Here is a 15,966-nt window from a genome sequence, read left to right as displayed (position 1 = left end):
TATGACGAAGCAAATTTTCGAGGCAGTTAATTTGAAAAATGGACAAACCTTCGAAAACCGTTTAGTTATGGCACCAATGACGACACAATGTTCATTTCATGATGGTTCAGTGACTGATGAACTGATTAAGTACTACGCAACTAGAGCAGATGGCCCTGCAGCTGTGATTGTAGAAAGTACTTTTATAGATAATTATGGACGTGCATTTGAAGGTGCTTTAGGTGCGGATTCTGATGATAAGATTCCAGGCTTAAGAAAACTTGCAAGTGCAATAAAGGAAAAAGGATCTAAGGCACTCATTCAGCTCTATCATGCAGGAAGAATGGGGAGTCCAGAACTCAATATGGGACGTCAGCCAATTTCTGCAAGTAATATCAAAGCGCTTAGAGATAATGCAGTAGAACCAAGAACTTTAGAAATTGATGAGATTGAAGCACAAATCGAATTATTTGCTGATGCGAGCCGTCGAGCAATGGAAGCTGGATTTGACGGTGTTGAGCTTCATGGTGCAAACACTTATCTCTTACAGCAATTTTTCTCACCTCACTCAAATAGAAGAGAAGATGAATGGGGAGGTAGTAGAGAAAGTCGTACGACATTTGCCGAACGTGTAGTTGAAAAAGTGAAAGAAACTGCCGAAGAATATGGTAAATCTGATTTTATAATTGGCTATCGTTTCTCACCTGAGGAACTAGAGGAACCAGGCATTAACTTTGACGACACTATGTATCTTTTGAATACTCTCGCCGAATATCCAATCGATTACTTCCACTTCAGTATTAATAACTGGCAAAGAACATCGATTATAGACACTGATGATGAAGAGCTTTTAATCGATAAATATCTTAGAGCAAGAAATAGCTCACTTAAGGCCATCCCTATTATGGGGGCAGGGGGTATTAAATCTAAGGAAGATGCACAAAATGCACTAAATTCAGGTTATGACTTAATGAGTGTCGGTAAGACTCATTTGATTAATCCAGATTTTGTGAACAAAGTGAAGAATGATGAACCGGTAAATTCTAAGCTTCTTGAGGGAGATAATGAAAAACTCTCAATACCGACACCTCTGTGGAATATACTCGGATTTTTAAAAGAAAAATAAGAAATTAACACAAACCTTTGTAAAAATTTACAAAGGTTTGTTTGTATTTGTGAGAATATATAGTAAAATCGTTTATTATAAGTTCCCTGGAAAGGGCTTTCTTATATAAAGATATACATAGTATGAAAGGGTGAAAATACTTGGCAGAACAAAAAGAAAAGAAGTCCTTTGCACAACGATTTTTAGATGTAATAGAGAAGCTGGGTAATAAGTTGCCAGATCCAATCGTACTTTTCATGATTATTGCTGGTTTAATTTTATTAGCATCTTGGATTGCAGGAATGTTTGGTCTATCTGCAAAGAATCCAACAGATGGAGAGACTATCGAGGCAGTTAACTTACTTTCAGGTGACGGTATTGTCATGATTATTACAGAGGCTATTAACAACTTTGGTGCTTTCCCACCGCTTGCTATGGTATTAGTTGTTATGATTGGTATCGGTTTAGCAGAGAAAACAGGTTATTTTGAAGCTTTAATGAAGCGTTCTCTAGAAATTACACCAAATGCTTTAATCATTCCAATGGTTATCTTAGTGGGTATTATTTCTAACGTAGCAGGTGATGCAGGACCAGTTATTCTTCCACCAATCGCAGCGATGATTTTCATTAGGCTTGGTTTGAATCCTATCGGTGGTATTTTTATGGCCTATGCTTCGACCAATGGTGCCTTCTCGGCAAACTTTTTATTAGGTATGACGGATGCACTTGCTGCCGGCTTTACAGAATCAGGTGCGAAATTGGTTGACTCAGAATATGTTGGTAATATCGCAATGAACTATTATTTCATTGCTGCATCTTCAATTATATTACTTGCAGTGATTTACGTAGTTGTTAAAAGAATCTCTATCCCACGTCTGGGTAAATATGATGGACCAGCTGTGGATGAGGAGCCAATTTCAAAAGAAGAAAAGAAAGCATTACTATGGGCAAACTTATCTGCCTTAGCATTTATCGTAATTATTATCGTTGCAACAGTGTTACCTAACGGATTACTAAGAAATCCCGAAACAGGTTCTATTTTACAAGAATCCCCACTAATGGATTCAGCGGTGTTCTTAATTACTATACTATTTTTTGTACCTGGTTTAGTTTACGGTTTCATGATGAAGAACTTAGATGGAACTAAAGGATTTGCTAAAATGTTAGGAGACTCTATGGCATCTATGGGGCAGTATATTGTCCTAGTGTTCTTTGCTGCGCAGATGTTAGCTTACTTTGAGTGGTCTAATCTTGGACCAATCATAGCAATTTATGGGTCAGACTTACTGACATCAATCAACATGACAGGTATTCCTCTATTCATAGGATTCATACTTATTGTGGCATTGATTAACTTACTCATTGGATCAGCGAGTGCAAAATGGGCAATCTTGGCGCCAGTCTTTGTGCCGATGTTCATGTATCTTGGTTATGATCCAGCCTTTACTCAAATGCTGTATAGAATTGGGGATTCAACAACGAACCCAATTGCACCAATGATGCCATTCTTACCATTAATCATCATGTATGCACAACGTTACCAAAAAGATATCAAGTTGGGTACAGTAATTGCCAACCTCTTGCCATACTCTATTGCACTTTTAATAGTATGGATAATCTTTATAATAATTTGGTATTTACTCGGAATACCAGTCGGACCAAACGGGCCAATTTACTTACCAGAATAAAACATTTAGAGGCTTTGATTTATACAAATCCTCTTCATTATATTAAGGAGAGATAATATGTTAGAAAATATGATTAAAGAAGTTGCTCCAAAAGTTATTGGGTGGAGAAGAGATATGCATCGCCATCCAGAGCTATCTTTTGAAGAGTATTGGACAAGTGATTATATTGAAAATGCTCTAAAAGAAATGGACGGTATTGAGATTCAAAGACCAACAAAAACGAGTGTCTTAGGTATTATTAAAGGGGACAAACCTGGACGTAAAGTTGGTTTACGTGCAGATATTGACGCACTCCCTATTCAAGAGAACCGTGATGATTTAGACTTCGTATCTGAAATCGATGGGAAAATGCATGCTTGTGGACATGACTCACATGCATCGATGCTTCTTGGCGCAGCAGAAGTCCTATCTAAAAATAAGGATAAAATTAGTGGAGAAATATATTTGATTTTCCAACATGCTGAAGAATTACCACCAGGTGGAGCCATTGAAATGGTAGAAACAGGATTGTTTGATGACCTGGATGTCGTCTTTGCTCAACACATAATGACAACTAAACCAATCGGTGAGATTCATATTAAATCTGGTGCGGTCACTGCAAATTCAGATACATTTGAACTGACTATTCAGGGGCAAGGTGGTCATGCTTCTCAACCAGAAGGTGCCATTGATCCTTTAGTAATCGGTTCGAGGATAGTGACTCAAATTCAAGATATTGTTTCACGTATGGCTGGCCCATTAGATAATCTAGTCATATCAATTACTAACTTTAATTCAGGTACAGGAGCGAAGAATGTCATTCCTCATACGGCAGAAATCAGTGGTAGTGTTCGTTCTTTAGATGCAGATATTAGAGAATTAGCTAAAGAGAAAATTGAAGCGATTGCTAAGGCGAATTGTGAAGTTTATGGTGCAGAATATGACTATAGATTTAACTACGGTTATTCAGCAGTATTAAATGATGAAAGTGAGACAGCGCGCGTGCGTACTATTTTAGATGAGACTTTTGGTCAAGATAGAGTGATCGAAAGTGAGAAAATGATGGGTGGGGAAGACTTCGGCGCCTTCACTGCTAACCTCCCAGGGGTATATATATTACTGGGCACATATAATGAAGAGAAAGATTATGTTTACCCACACCATCATCCTAAATTTGGAATTGACGAAGATGCCTTCATAGATGGCGTCCGTGCACATGTTAATGTTGCGCTTGGCTTAGGACTAAATAATTAATTATTCTAGAGACCAATTTAGGTCTCTAGTTTTATGACTTGACTAATACCCTATAGGGGTATATAGTATGGATATAAGATAAAACATTGAACTTAAGAAAGGAGTGGAAAAATGACAGAAGAAACGGTAAAACATATGTCAAGACCACGTCCAGAAGATGAAAAGGCAAAGATTATGAATCGACTCAAACGTATCGAAGGACAGGTTAGAGGCATTCAATCTATGGTTGAAGAAGATCGATATTGTATAGATATTTTAGTTCAAATTTCAGCAATTCAAAGTGCACTGAAAAACACAGGATTAACAATTACAGAACGTCATATGAAGCACTGTGTAACAGATGCAATCAATACAGGAGAAGGGGACGACTCAATTGAAGAATTGATGGCAGTCCTAAAACAATTTAGTAAGTAGAAAGGAGGAAAAGAATTGGCAGAAAAAGATGACTTAAATTTAAACATTACCGGCATGACCTGTGCAGCATGCTCAAATCGTATTGAAAAAGTGCTTAATAAGATGGATGATGTTGATGCGACAGTCAATTTAACAACTGAAAAAGCTTCTATTCAATACGATAAAGACAAAATTCAGCCAGAAGATATTACTAAAAAAATTAATGACCTTGGTTATGGTGTTCGATATGAGCAAGCAGAACTCGATATTACGGGTATGACTTGTGCAGCATGCTCAAGCCGAATTGAAAAAGTTCTGAACAAGACAAGTGGTGTAGAAAATGCTACAGTCAATTTAACGACGGAAAATGCAATGATTGAGTACAATCCTAATATGATTGACGAGAAAGGCTTAATCGATAAAATTGGTAATCTTGGTTATGAAGCAAGCCAAAAACGCTCAAACGAGGAAAAAGTTTCCCATAAAGACCAAGAGTTAAAAACAATGAAGTGGAAAGTAATTATTGCGGCGTTACTATCAGCTCCATTACTTGTCACGATGTTAGATCACCTATTTGGTGTTAACTTACCAGATATCTTTATGAATCCATGGTTCCAACTTGCCTTTGCAACACCGGTTCAGTTTATATTAGGTTGGCAATTCTACCGCGGGGCTTATAAGAATTTAAAAAACTTTACGGCTAATATGGACGTCCTTGTTGTAATGGGGACGACAGCTGCATATGGTTTCAGTCTTTACGAGACTTATTTATGGATGACAGATGCTGTCGAACACCCACATTTATATTTTGAAGCCAGCGCAATTATCATCACTTTGATTCTATTCGGTAAGTATTTAGAAACGAGGGCTAAATCACAAACGACAGGTGCCATTTCTAAATTACTAGACATGCAAGCAAAAGAAGCACGTGTATTAAGAGATGGTCAAGAAGAGATGGTTTCTGTAGATCAAGTTAAAGTGGATGATGTGTTAATTGTTAAACCAGGTGAAAAATTCCCTGTAGACGGAGAACTATTAAAAGGAAGAACCTCTGTTGATGAATCAATGCTAACAGGTGAATCGATTCCTATTGAAAAAGAAGCTGGGGACAGTATCATCGGTGCAACAATCAACCAAAATGGTAGTGTTCAAGTCAGGGTTACAAAAGTTGGGAAAGATACTGCCTTAGCAGGAATTATCAAAGTAGTTGAAGAAGCTCAAGGTAATAAGGCGCCAATTCAAAGAATGGCTGACGTTATTTCAGGTTATTTTGTACCAATCGTAATTGGTATTGCAATCGTGACCTTTATTGTGTGGTATTTCTTGGTACCATCAGGTGACCTAGAATCTGCACTTGTTGCAGCAATATCAGTACTTGTTATTGCTTGTCCATGTGCTTTAGGACTTGCAACACCGACTTCTATAATGGTAGGTACAGGTAAGGGTGCTGAAAACGGTATTCTTTATAAGGGTGGAGAGCACTTAGAGAAAACACACAAGGTGAATGTTGTTGTTCTAGACAAAACAGGTACTGTTACTAAAGGTAAACCTGAAGTTACAGATTTTACTGGAGATGATGAAACACTTCGTCTTCTAGCTTCAGCAGAAAAAGGGTCTGAACACCCATTAGCAACAGCAATTGTTGCCAATGCGACTGAAAAAGGACTGACTTTAAGTGATGTTGATCACTTTGAAGCAATTACCGGTCATGGTGTAACAGCGACTATTGAAGGTAAAGAAATTCTAGTAGGTACGCGTAAGTTAATGCAAGACTACCAAGTGAATATCGGTACTGCAGATAGTGATATTGAGCAGTATGAGCATGAAGGTAAGACAGCAATGCTTATTGCAATTGATGGCGTCTTTAAAGGTTCTATAGCAGTCCTTGACACTGTTAAAGACACAGCTAGAGAAGCTGTTAAAGAAATGCATGATCAAGGTTTAGAAGTCATCATGTTAACTGGAGATAACCAACGTACAGCAGAGGCAATTGCACGTGAAGTTGGTATTGATGATGTGATTGCGGAAGTCTTGCCTGACCAAAAAGCGGATAAGATTAGAAGTATCCAAGAATCAGGAAGAGTCGTTGCGATGGTTGGTGACGGTGTCAATGATGCACCGGCTTTAGCTTTAGCGGATGTTGGTATTGCCATGGGCACTGGTACTGAAGTTGCCATTGAAGCAGCGGATCTTACAATACTTGGTGATGATTTAACACTAATTCCAAGAGCGGTAAATCTGAGTCACGAAACAATTAAAAATATTAAACAGAACTTGTTCTGGGCATTTGCTTATAATACGCTTGGAATTCCAATTGCAGCCCTAGGTTTCTTAGCACCATGGGTAGCTGGAGCTGCGATGGCATTCAGTTCAGTAAGTGTGGTAACCAACTCATTACGTTTAAAACGTGTTAAAGTGTAAATACAATATATAATTAATAAAAATTTGGAGGATGAATATAATGGCTAAAACAACAATTGATGTAGTAGGAATGACTTGTGGACACTGTAAAGCTTCTGTAGAAGGTGCTTTGAATAATCTAGAAGGTGTATCTGAAGCTTCTGTAAGCCTAGAAGATAACAATGTTGAAGTAAACTACGATGATACAGTAACCGATCGAGCAAAAATGACAGAAGCAATAGAAAATCAAGGTTACGATATAAAATAAGTAACCGAAAGCCGAAATCCGTTATCGGATTTCGGTTTTTTTATACCTTATTATTCCAATCAAAAGCTCTATAATGGTAAGATAAGTATAATACATAACTTAAACAAGGGGGAACCACGATTGATATTTGTGGTTATTGCTTTGCTCTTAACGTCATTATTCTTCTCAGGAAGTGAAACAGCTTTAACAGCGGTTAATAAAATTAAATTGCAATCACAAGCAGCAGGGGGAAATAAAAAAGCAGAGAAACTCTATGAACTGGTAAATAAACCGAGTCAATTTATTACGACAATATTAATAGGTAATAATATAGCAAACTTAATCACACCGGTTTTGGTGACTTCAATGGCAATTCAGTACGGGTGGAGTGTCACACTTGCATCAGCTGTACTCACAATTACGATAATTATTTGTGCAGAAGTTATACCGAAATCTATTGCAGCAGCGTTTCCAGAACGCGTGTCATATACGGTGCGCCCAATTATTTCATTTTTGAATATCATTTTTTATCCATTGACTGTTATCTTAAATTCAATGACAGATTTTATAACGAAGATACTATCAAAGGGGTCAAAAAAAAGCTGGACAGTATCGCGTGATGAAATTGTGAATCTAGTTCAGATTGCAGATAGTGAAGGGGCACTTGCCTCGACCGAATCACAGAGGTTAAAAGGAATCTTAGATTTTAAGGAATTAAATGTTAAGGATGTTATGACAACACCAAGAACAGAAATGATGGCAATCCATAAAGATGAAAAGATGGAGGACGTCAGGGATACCGTTATAAATAACATGCATACCAGGTATCCTGTTTATGATGAAGACCTAGATGATATTGTGGGTGTTTTTCACTCTAAATATCTTTTGAAATGGTCTGTTACACCAGAAAAGTCACTTCTAGATTTTAGTGATACTAAACCTCTTACTATTAGAGAATTTCAAAATGTAGAAGATGTTTTAAGACGTATGAGTAGAGAACGTAGACATCTTGCGATTGTTCTAGATGAATACGGAGGAACTGAAGGTATTTTAACACATGAAGATATTATAGAAACCATGCTTGGTTTTGAAATAGAAGATGAAACGGATTTAAAAAATGATTCTGTTGTACGTGCCTTTAGTGACGATAAGATAATCTGTGATGGGAAGATTACTTTACACCGTCTAAATCAATTGTTCAATACAGCAATACCAGAAGAAGAGGATACCTTATCAGGATTCTTATTATCAGCGTTTGAAGATATTCCAAAAATGGGAGATAAGACATATCTCGATAATCTAGAATTTCAAGTTTTGAAGATGGAAGATCATATGATTCGTCTTGTTAAAATTATGAAGCATGATAGATCATTCAACGAAAATAATGAGGAAGAGAAATGAGTATACTTAGAAAATTAAAAATAACACCACTCATCCTAGGATTTACGATTGCTCTCGCTCGTTTTTTATGGAAAGAAGATAAGCATATTATTACGACGAAATATCAATATAAAAATAAAAATATACCCAGTGCTTTTGATGGATATAGAATTATTCAAGTTTCAGACTATCATAATGCTTTTTTTGGTCGAAGCGCAAGTAACCTCTTAAGAGCAATCAAAAAAGCTAATCCAGATGTAATTTTTATTACTGGTGATGTTATCGATAGACGGACACCTTTTTTAAAGCGTTCTAAGACCTTTATTGAGAAGGTTACCAATATTCAGGATGCATATTATGTAACGGGTAATCATGAAGCGGATTACACTAAGTTTCATAAGTTGTACGAGATTATTGGAAATTCTGATGTAGTGAATGTGACAAAGAAGGCTGTTGAACTTGAGCATAGGGGTGAAAAGATTAACCTCACTGGTGTGAGCGATGTTTGGTTCTTTGGTGATGAAGAGAATATTATGACCTATAGAAATTTTTCTAATGAAATTAAAAAAAATGTGAATAATTTACCACATAATTTTACAATATTACTCGCGCATCGTCCTGAGCTATTATCTATCTATAGCAAGAATCCTGTAGATCTAGTATTTTGTGGCCATGCACATGGAGGTCAGATTCGCCTACCAATAGTAAAGGGTTTATATGCGCCTCATCAGGGGGTTAATCCAAAATATACAGAAGGTTTATATGAAAAAGATGGCACCACAATGGTGGTCAGCCGAGGACTTGGCAACAGCCGCTTCCCTTTTAGGGTATTTAACCATCCTGAACTTGTTGTCGTAGAACTTAAAAAAGAGTATTAAAATACTGCCTAGGGATCTTGGTATTTCAAGAACCCTAGGCAGTTTTAATTAGTTATGCATAATCATATCGAGTTGATCGTCTTCAGTAAGTACTTCTGTTTTTACTAGGTATTGTTTCATCTTATCGAAGTCAACTTCTGCACCTATACCAGGCTTTTCTGATATTTTTACAACACCATTTTCTGCGACTACTTCCGGTGTGATGATGTCTTCATACCAATATCTTGAAGAGGACGCTGTGTCACCTGGAAGTACAAAGTTGCTGAGTGATGTAATTGCCACATTGTGAAGTCTACCAACACCCGCTTCTAACATACCGCCACACCATAGAGGAATATCATGTTTGGCCGCAAGGTCGTGAATTTTTAGTGATTGGGTTAAACCACCGACACGTCCTACTTTGACATTGATGATCTTACAGCTACCAAGCTCAATTGCTGCCTGGGCAGATTCAAATGAATCGATACTTTCATCTAAACATACTGGGGTCTTAATTTCTCTTTGTAATTTAGCGTGATCGATTAAGTCTCCAGCCATTAGAGGTTGTTCAATCATCATTAAGTTAAATTCATCTAGAGCCTTCAGCGTATCGATATCATCGAGTGTATAAGCAGAGTTAGCATCAACCATCAATGGGATATCAGGGTAGACTGTTCTTATGCTACGAACCATTTCTACATCACGGCCGGGTTTGATTTTAACTTTAATACGTTTATAACCTTCTTCAACTTTTTCACCGATTTTTTCAAGTAGGGCTTCATCTGTATCTTCTAAGCCTAAAGAAACGCCGACTTCTACAGTTTCTTTTTCTCCACCAAGTGCTTTAGCAAGTGTAATGCCTTGTTTCTTAGCGTATAAGTCCCAAACGGCACCTTCAATACATGCTTTAGCCATGTTGTTACGCTTGAATGGCTTATATATATCCCAAACTTCATCTGGATGTGAGATTTCTTTACCGATAACTAATGGGCCGAAATATTTCTTTAAGGCAATTAAAGTCGCGTCCATAAATTCTTCAGAGTAGAGCGGGTCTTCACCAGACACACATTCTCCAAAGCCACTTGTGTTGTCCTCATCAATGACTTCCACGATAGTAATAAAACGCTGTTGTTGTGTGCCAAAGGATGTTGTAAATGGGTTTTTCATATCCATCAATAGCTGATGTAGTTTAATTTCTTTTATTTTCATCTTATTTCCTCCGTGTAATCAATATATATGTATTATACACCATAAGCATAAACACTTCTTTCATTTCCCACCATTAATTTAAATTTTCTTACAATTATAACTGTGATATATTTATTAATAACAGATTTTAATTTTTGAAAGAGGGATTGCATGACAACGGCAAAAATCAATGAAATTTTCAATCATATTCACAACAATGCAGAGCTTAGCAACGAAGAATATAAAACGACGGATTATATATATGAATTTCTAAAAAATGAAGGTTTTGAACCGGTGAAGTTTAAGAATATTACTGGATTATACTGTGATATGGGGAATTGGAGTGGAGAATACCCTCTAATTGGTATGCGTGCCGATATTGATGCACTTTACCAAGAAGTGAATGGTAAACTTCAGGCGAATCACTCCTGTGGACATGATGCACACATCTCTATGGTGATTGGGGCAATGTTAAAACTAAAGGGTCATGATGCACTTAAAACACGTGGTGTAAGATTTGTTTTCCAACCAGCCGAAGAGCTAGGTACTGGTGCTTTAGATGTGCTAAAAGAAGGCGTTATTGATCCATTAGATTACATGTTTGGTATTCATTTACGACCTATTGAAGAGGCGACAGACGGGTTTATTTCACCAAGTATTGAACATGGATCTGCAGGATCATTTGAGTTTAAAATTAGTGGGCATGATGCACATGGTGCAAGACCGCACTTGAATTCTAATGCGATTGAAGTCGGTTCAGCTATTGTTGACATGCTCTCTAAAATACACATTAACCCGATGGTTCCGGCGAGTGCTAAGATGACTAAATTTATGGCGGGTTCAAAATCATTAAATATCATACCAGGTTCAGCTGAATGTGGAATTGACGTGCGTGCACAAACAAATGATGCAATGAAAGATTTAAAAGCGAATATTCATAACATTTTAAGAGTCGTTGAAGAATTATATGATGTGACTATTGAAGACTTGAAGGAATCTTCAATAGTTGCAAGTGAGAGCAATGAAGAGGCTATTGCTGTTTTCCGTTCAGCAATCATAGATACTGTTGGAGAAGAGTATTTACTAGAACCAATTGTAACAAGTGGTGGAGATGACTTCCATAACTATACAGTACAGTACCCAGAACTCAAAGGCGCAATGGTAGGTTTAGGCTGTGATTTACAACCAGGCCTTCACCATCCAGATATGATCTTTAATCATGAACGTATGGAAACAGGTGCGAATGTTTTATATCAAACGATTTTGAATGTACCTGAAAAATAAATGTGCAAAAATAAAGGACCAGTACTGGTCCTTTAAATGTTTCTATTCAGGTTTGGGTCATTTGGATGTTGTGGTTGTTTGTCATTTGAAGCGTTATCTTCAAAGTCTTCGTTATTCAATACACTGCCGTCATGTTCATCTCTTAGTTTTCTAGAATATAAGAAGAGGATGATAATAGCAGCAATACCTGCAGTAACAGCATTCAACAGGGCAAGTAAGACACCAATAATAGGTTGTTTAACATACGCTGTAAATATACCAATAAAGGCGATTGATTCCATTAGTAGATAAGTGATGACAATATCACCAATAGATAAGCCCATTAGATATAAGATGATACCAGCGATGGCAAATACTAGACCAATGTGCTTAGGTTGAAATGATCCTTTCTTGAGAATATTACCATCATAAGCTTGGCCACCGAGGTAGAAAGTACCAAATGGTATGAAGGCAAGCCAAGGTAAGTCATATCTTTTGATTTCAGCCACTCTGAAAAGGAAGTAACCTTGTAGCAACCATTTCAATAACCCTACTATAAATACGACGAGTAATAAAAAGATTCCAAGTGCTGCTGCTCCAAAGAAAAATGCTATAAATTCCCAGCCCATAGATACACATCCTTTAATAAGTTATGTTAATTGTACCATTAACAGTAATTCTCAAAAAATCATAAGCCTATTAAATAACCCGTATGTGAATTCACATACGGGTTATTAACTATCCTCTATATAACCTTCTATTTACACGTTCGGCATGACGATATGCATTGATCACACCGTAGAGCCATACGATTGGTAATGTAATAAAACCAATCAGAACATATAGAAGTAGACCGTTAATCATTTGTATCAATATGAGTAGGATACCTTTAAAGATTTGTCCGTTATATATCTGTCCGAGTCCTGTTACAAAGAAACTCAATACTGCTGCTAATCCAGCACTTTTCTCTCCTGGCATGGATTCAACTCCTTACTTAAAAAATACTAGTTTTTTATACCCTAGAATTGTCAATTTCAAACTTTCTATTGATCATCAATACTATCTTCGCGACCCTTTCCACCTGGCATTCTAAATGGCCAGAATGTGCCGCGTTTAAGCGTTGCGATCATTGCTGGAATAAGCAATGGTAAAACGACAAAGGCATAGAATAGTAGGGCGAATATAATGACGCTGGTTACCTGCACTAATATCGCGATACCTGAAGGATATAGGGCTGCGAAGGTACCAGTTAGGATGATAACTGCTGTGATGACTACGGTACCCATTCGGCGTACAGATAATTCAATCGCTTCACGAATTGAACTGTATCTCACTTCTTCTCTAAAGCGGTCGATAATGAAAATAGAGTAGTCAATACCGAGTGCGGCAAAGATGATTAGACTAAAGAATGGAACTGCCCAGTTTAATTGATCGATACCAAATAAGGACAAGAGCCACTGAGAAATGGTCATTGAACTGAAGTAGGTAATGAAGATGGAACTGATCATTACGACTGGCAGTACAAGTGATTTAAAGAGTACCGCTAAAATGACGAATAGAGTGACGATGAATAGTATGACAACATTTGTGTAGTCATCAGTTGTCACTGTGTCTAAATCTCTATTCATACTAGTGACACCTGAGTAATATGCAGTTGTTTCCTCGTTGTCTAGACGTTGCATTTCACTATCGACTGTTTCTTCAATATCATCAAGCACACCAATCGCTTCATTACTATAAGGATCGACATCTAGGATGACATTCATCTTAACTGCTTGTCCATCTGCGAATGAGTATTGGTCAATTGCTGATTGAAACTCTTCGTTTTCTATCATTTCGTTTGGAACGTTAATACCTGTACTATTTGTCGCTTCATTGTCATTAATGGCAGTCATAAGATCACCAACTTGGCTCACACCATTGTTGATTTCGTCTAGTCCTGTTGCCATCTCTGATAGTCCTGCGGCAAGTTCTGACATCTGTGTTTGAGATTGTTCAGTCATTGTTTGAATTTGTTGGTTTGCTTGAGTCATACCTTGTGATAGCTGATTTGCACCTTGTGAAAGTTGTGCGAGCTGTTGACTTGCACCGTTTACGTCTCCTGTGGCACTTAGGTATTGGCTGACACCATCAATACCAGTCGATAATTCTTGAACACCGCTTTCTAATTCGGATAGGTCTCCGCCACTCATATCAGCACTAGAGATTTGTTCATTAATTTCTGTAAGTCCGCTAGAAATTTCAGTTAAGCCATCTTGAATTTCAGTCAATCCATCATTGGCTTCATTGAGTTGGTAAGAGACTGACAACTCATCCATCTTATCTCCGACAGGTCGTGTAAGTGTCTGTACTTCTTTGACGCCGTCTAACTTAGTTACCGCATCAGATACAGATTCTACACGAGTGAGCCCGTCAGAAGTAATCAGATTTTCATCATTAGAAAAAATAACTTCTACAGGGAAGGTTGAACCTGCATCAAAACTATCGCTGATCGTATTAACCGCATGAACGGCTGAATATGAATCATCGAGTTCAGATAGAGAATCGTACTGAACCTCATCGTCATAGAAGTAAATTAATGCAATGAGAACAGCAACCACCGTAAATATGACGCGTGTTGGGAATTTTAAGGACAACAAACCAAGTGGTGTCCAAATTTTACTTTCTCCTGAACCAGAAGTGTGTTTACTTGGCCAGAATATATACTTACCAATGAGAGACATTAAGATAGGTAATATCGTAAATAGTGATAATAATAGTGCTAAAATACCAACTGCTACCCCAACTGCTGAACGGTAGATTTCAAAGTTCGCAAAGTAAAGGACACCAAATAATATTGCACCTGAAATACCACTTATAAAGACTGTCTTACCTGCTGTCTTAAAGGTATTGATGACCGCTTGATTTTTGTCGTGATGTTCGAGCTCTTCTTTAAATCTATTGAGTAATAGGATGACGTAATCCGTACCTATACCGAATAGAATTACAATTAAGAAACTCTGTGTTTGAGGTGATACTGGGAAACCGAACCATTCTACAAACCATCCAACAAAGGATTGTCCGAGTAGGTAAGAAATACCGACTGCAATCAGTGGCACAAATGGTGTGACAATCGAGCGGAACATTACAAGTAAGACGACGATAATAATCATGACTGTAAAGATTTCAGTTGTCTGTACACCATTCATTGCATCTTCTTCGAGTGTTCTTTGAATCATCTCATTAGATGTAATGGACGTGTCTGCGTCTGTGGTATTCATGCCTTCAATTTCTTCGGCATTAGTGAGGATATTATTCGCATCACCAGTGTATTCCATTGGAATCATAATGACGCCAGTATCTTCGTTTACAAAGTTTTCCTGCATGTCTTCACTGAGTGTAAATGGATTGATCACATTTTCTGTATAATCTGCGTCTTCAATTTCTGAGATATAAGATTCAATATCTGCTTGATGAGACATTGGTGAGTCTTCAAACTCGAGAACTAAGGACATCATTTCTACATCTTGGCCGTGATCTTCTAAGTATTGTCTTGCTTGTTCGCTTGCGGCCGTACTCGGTAATTGAACATCACCTTTTTCAGCGGCAAGTTCAGTTAAGTTTGGCGATAACATGAAAGAAATAATCGCAAAAGCGAGCATTAATACAGTAATCGGCCATTTAAATTTAAGCACCTGCTTCATTAAATAATCCTCCGTCTATCTTAAAAATTTTTATGATGGTGTCTACTGCTTCATTAAGAGCTTGGGTATCTTTCTGTGATAATGAGCCTAATTTCTGACATATAATCTTAGATAAATGTGTAAAGACCTCACTAATGATTTCTTGTGCTTTTTCTGTCAGACTAATAAGTTTTGAGCGCTTATCATTGTTTAGTGGATTTTTCTTCGAGTAAATCAATTTTTTTGTACTCAACTTTCTTAAAGCATGGGCAATGGAACTTTTATGTACGCCTAGTTTTTCTGATAGTTCTGTTGGTGTTGCGGATTTGTGCATAAATAAATATTCAATGATTGCCATCTGTTCTTTAGAAATATGCATTTGTCTGACTGACTCTGTAACTTCAGAAAAAATGTGAGCATAACCAAAGCCGAAAATCTGAGTAAACTTTTCAATTGTCTCAGAATCTGCATTCAATGTAAGTGACCTCCAATCAAGCAAATTTATATTTAGAACAAAAGAAGTTTAACATGTTCAACTACTTAAGGCAAAAGTTATCGCTTGGTATGAATG

14 protein-coding genes are annotated in these 15,966 nt (G+C 37.3%); 9 read left to right on the top strand and 5 right to left on the bottom strand.

The features are described from left to right. Nucleotide 1: 1 nt before the first annotated feature. From V6E76_RS02360 to V6E76_RS02325, 8 genes are all read left to right on the top strand, one after another. Nucleotides 2-1,105, top strand: a complete 1,104-nt coding sequence (locus V6E76_RS02360) for an NADH-dependent flavin oxidoreductase (RefSeq protein WP_026866047.1) — start codon at nt 2-4, stop codon at nt 1,103-1,105. A gap of 140 nt (nt 1,106-1,245) precedes the next feature. Next, complete coding sequence (locus V6E76_RS02355) at nt 1,246-2,772, top strand: AbgT family transporter (protein WP_026866046.1); 1,527 nt, start codon at nt 1,246-1,248, stop codon at nt 2,770-2,772. Nucleotides 2,773-2,829: 57 nt separating this feature from the next. Beyond that, a complete protein-coding gene (locus V6E76_RS02350) occupies nt 2,830-4,005 on the top strand; it encodes a M20 metallopeptidase family protein (RefSeq protein WP_035855639.1) in 1,176 nt (391 codons plus the stop codon). A gap of 111 nt (nt 4,006-4,116) precedes the next feature. Then, nucleotides 4,117-4,419: a metal-sensing transcriptional repressor gene (locus tag V6E76_RS02345; RefSeq protein WP_026866044.1), complete on the top strand. Its 303-nt coding sequence runs from the start codon at nt 4,117-4,119 to the stop codon at nt 4,417-4,419. Between the two features lie 15 nt (nt 4,420-4,434). Continuing rightward, nucleotides 4,435-6,819 carry a heavy metal translocating P-type ATPase gene (locus tag V6E76_RS02340; protein ID WP_026866043.1) on the top strand — a complete coding sequence of 795 codons (2,385 nt, stop codon included), beginning with the start codon at nt 4,435-4,437 and terminating at the stop codon, nt 6,817-6,819. Nucleotides 6,820-6,859: 40 nt separating this feature from the next. Further along, on the top strand, nt 6,860-7,066 hold the full coding sequence (copZ, locus tag V6E76_RS02335) for a copper chaperone CopZ (protein ID WP_035855628.1): 207 nt from the start codon (nt 6,860-6,862) through the stop codon (nt 7,064-7,066). A 129-nt stretch (nt 7,067-7,195) separates the two neighbouring features. Then, on the top strand, nt 7,196-8,446 hold the full coding sequence (locus V6E76_RS02330) for a hemolysin family protein (protein ID WP_342664962.1): 1,251 nt from the start codon (nt 7,196-7,198) through the stop codon (nt 8,444-8,446). After that, nucleotides 8,443-9,303, top strand: a complete 861-nt coding sequence (locus V6E76_RS02325) for a metallophosphoesterase (protein ID WP_035855619.1) — start codon at nt 8,443-8,445, stop codon at nt 9,301-9,303. The genes V6E76_RS02330 and V6E76_RS02325 overlap by 4 nt, the downstream gene beginning before the upstream one ends. Nucleotides 9,304-9,351: 48 nt before the next feature. Here V6E76_RS02325 and menC read toward each other — a convergent pair whose 3' ends face one another. Next, nucleotides 9,352-10,491: an o-succinylbenzoate synthase gene (gene menC, locus V6E76_RS02320; RefSeq protein WP_035855618.1), complete on the bottom strand. Its 1,140-nt coding sequence runs from the start codon at nt 10,489-10,491 to the stop codon at nt 9,352-9,354. A gap of 150 nt (nt 10,492-10,641) precedes the next feature. Here menC and V6E76_RS02315 point away from each other — a divergent pair, with 150 nt between their 5' ends. Beyond that, entirely contained in the window at nt 10,642-11,754 is a 1,113-nt protein-coding gene (locus tag V6E76_RS02315) for an amidohydrolase (protein ID WP_166626947.1), read from the top strand. 32 nt (nt 11,755-11,786) lie between these two features. On the opposite strand, the gene V6E76_RS02310 is transcribed toward V6E76_RS02315, so the two are convergent. The 4 genes from V6E76_RS02310 to V6E76_RS02295 form a co-directional block, all read right to left on the bottom strand. After that, the gene (locus tag V6E76_RS02310) at nt 11,787-12,362 is read right to left on the bottom strand and encodes a hypothetical protein (protein ID WP_198687384.1); all 576 of its coding nucleotides are present in this window, start codon (nt 12,360-12,362) and stop codon (nt 11,787-11,789) included. Nucleotides 12,363-12,471: 109 nt separating this feature from the next. After that, a complete protein-coding gene (locus V6E76_RS02305) occupies nt 12,472-12,711 on the bottom strand; it encodes a hypothetical protein (protein ID WP_026866038.1) in 240 nt (79 codons plus the stop codon). A gap of 65 nt (nt 12,712-12,776) precedes the next feature. Further along, nucleotides 12,777-15,416, bottom strand: coding sequence for an MMPL family transporter (locus V6E76_RS02300; RefSeq protein ID WP_026866037.1), 2,640 nt, complete (start codon nt 15,414-15,416; stop codon nt 12,777-12,779). Next, nucleotides 15,400-15,870, bottom strand: coding sequence for a MarR family transcriptional regulator (locus V6E76_RS02295; RefSeq protein ID WP_247348571.1), 471 nt, complete (start codon nt 15,868-15,870; stop codon nt 15,400-15,402). Before V6E76_RS02295 ends, V6E76_RS02300 begins: the two co-directional genes overlap by 17 nt. Nucleotides 15,871-15,966: the final 96 nt, after the last annotated feature.

Source organism: Jeotgalicoccus huakuii, from assembly GCF_036665975.1.
Taxonomy (GTDB): domain Bacteria; phylum Bacillota; class Bacilli; order Staphylococcales; family Salinicoccaceae; genus Jeotgalicoccus; species Jeotgalicoccus marinus.
Note: the sequence above shows the minus strand (reverse complement) of the source record. Positions and strands in the feature narration are given on the sequence as shown.

What these genes read in the sequence shown, in the direction of transcription:
- V6E76_RS02310 (WP_198687384.1), bottom strand. Translation starts at nt 12,362, where the DNA reads ATGGGCTGGGAATTTATAGCATTTTTCTTTGGAGCAGCAGCACTTGGA.
- V6E76_RS02300 (WP_026866037.1), bottom strand. Translation starts at nt 15,416, where the DNA reads ATGAAGCAGGTGCTTAAATTTAAATGGCCGATTACTGTATTAATGCTC.
- copZ (WP_035855628.1), top strand. Translation starts at nt 6,860, where the DNA reads ATGGCTAAAACAACAATTGATGTAGTAGGAATGACTTGTGGACACTGT.
- V6E76_RS02350 (WP_035855639.1), top strand. Translation starts at nt 2,830, where the DNA reads ATGTTAGAAAATATGATTAAAGAAGTTGCTCCAAAAGTTATTGGGTGG.
- V6E76_RS02345 (WP_026866044.1), top strand. Translation starts at nt 4,117, where the DNA reads ATGACAGAAGAAACGGTAAAACATATGTCAAGACCACGTCCAGAAGAT.
- V6E76_RS02360 (WP_026866047.1), top strand. Translation starts at nt 2, where the DNA reads ATGACGAAGCAAATTTTCGAGGCAGTTAATTTGAAAAATGGACAAACC.
- V6E76_RS02325 (WP_035855619.1), top strand. Translation starts at nt 8,443, where the DNA reads ATGAGTATACTTAGAAAATTAAAAATAACACCACTCATCCTAGGATTT.
- V6E76_RS02305 (WP_026866038.1), bottom strand. Translation starts at nt 12,711, where the DNA reads ATGCCAGGAGAGAAAAGTGCTGGATTAGCAGCAGTATTGAGTTTCTTT.
- V6E76_RS02315 (WP_166626947.1), top strand. Translation starts at nt 10,642, where the DNA reads ATGACAACGGCAAAAATCAATGAAATTTTCAATCATATTCACAACAAT.
- menC (WP_035855618.1), bottom strand. Translation starts at nt 10,491, where the DNA reads ATGAAAATAAAAGAAATTAAACTACATCAGCTATTGATGGATATGAAA.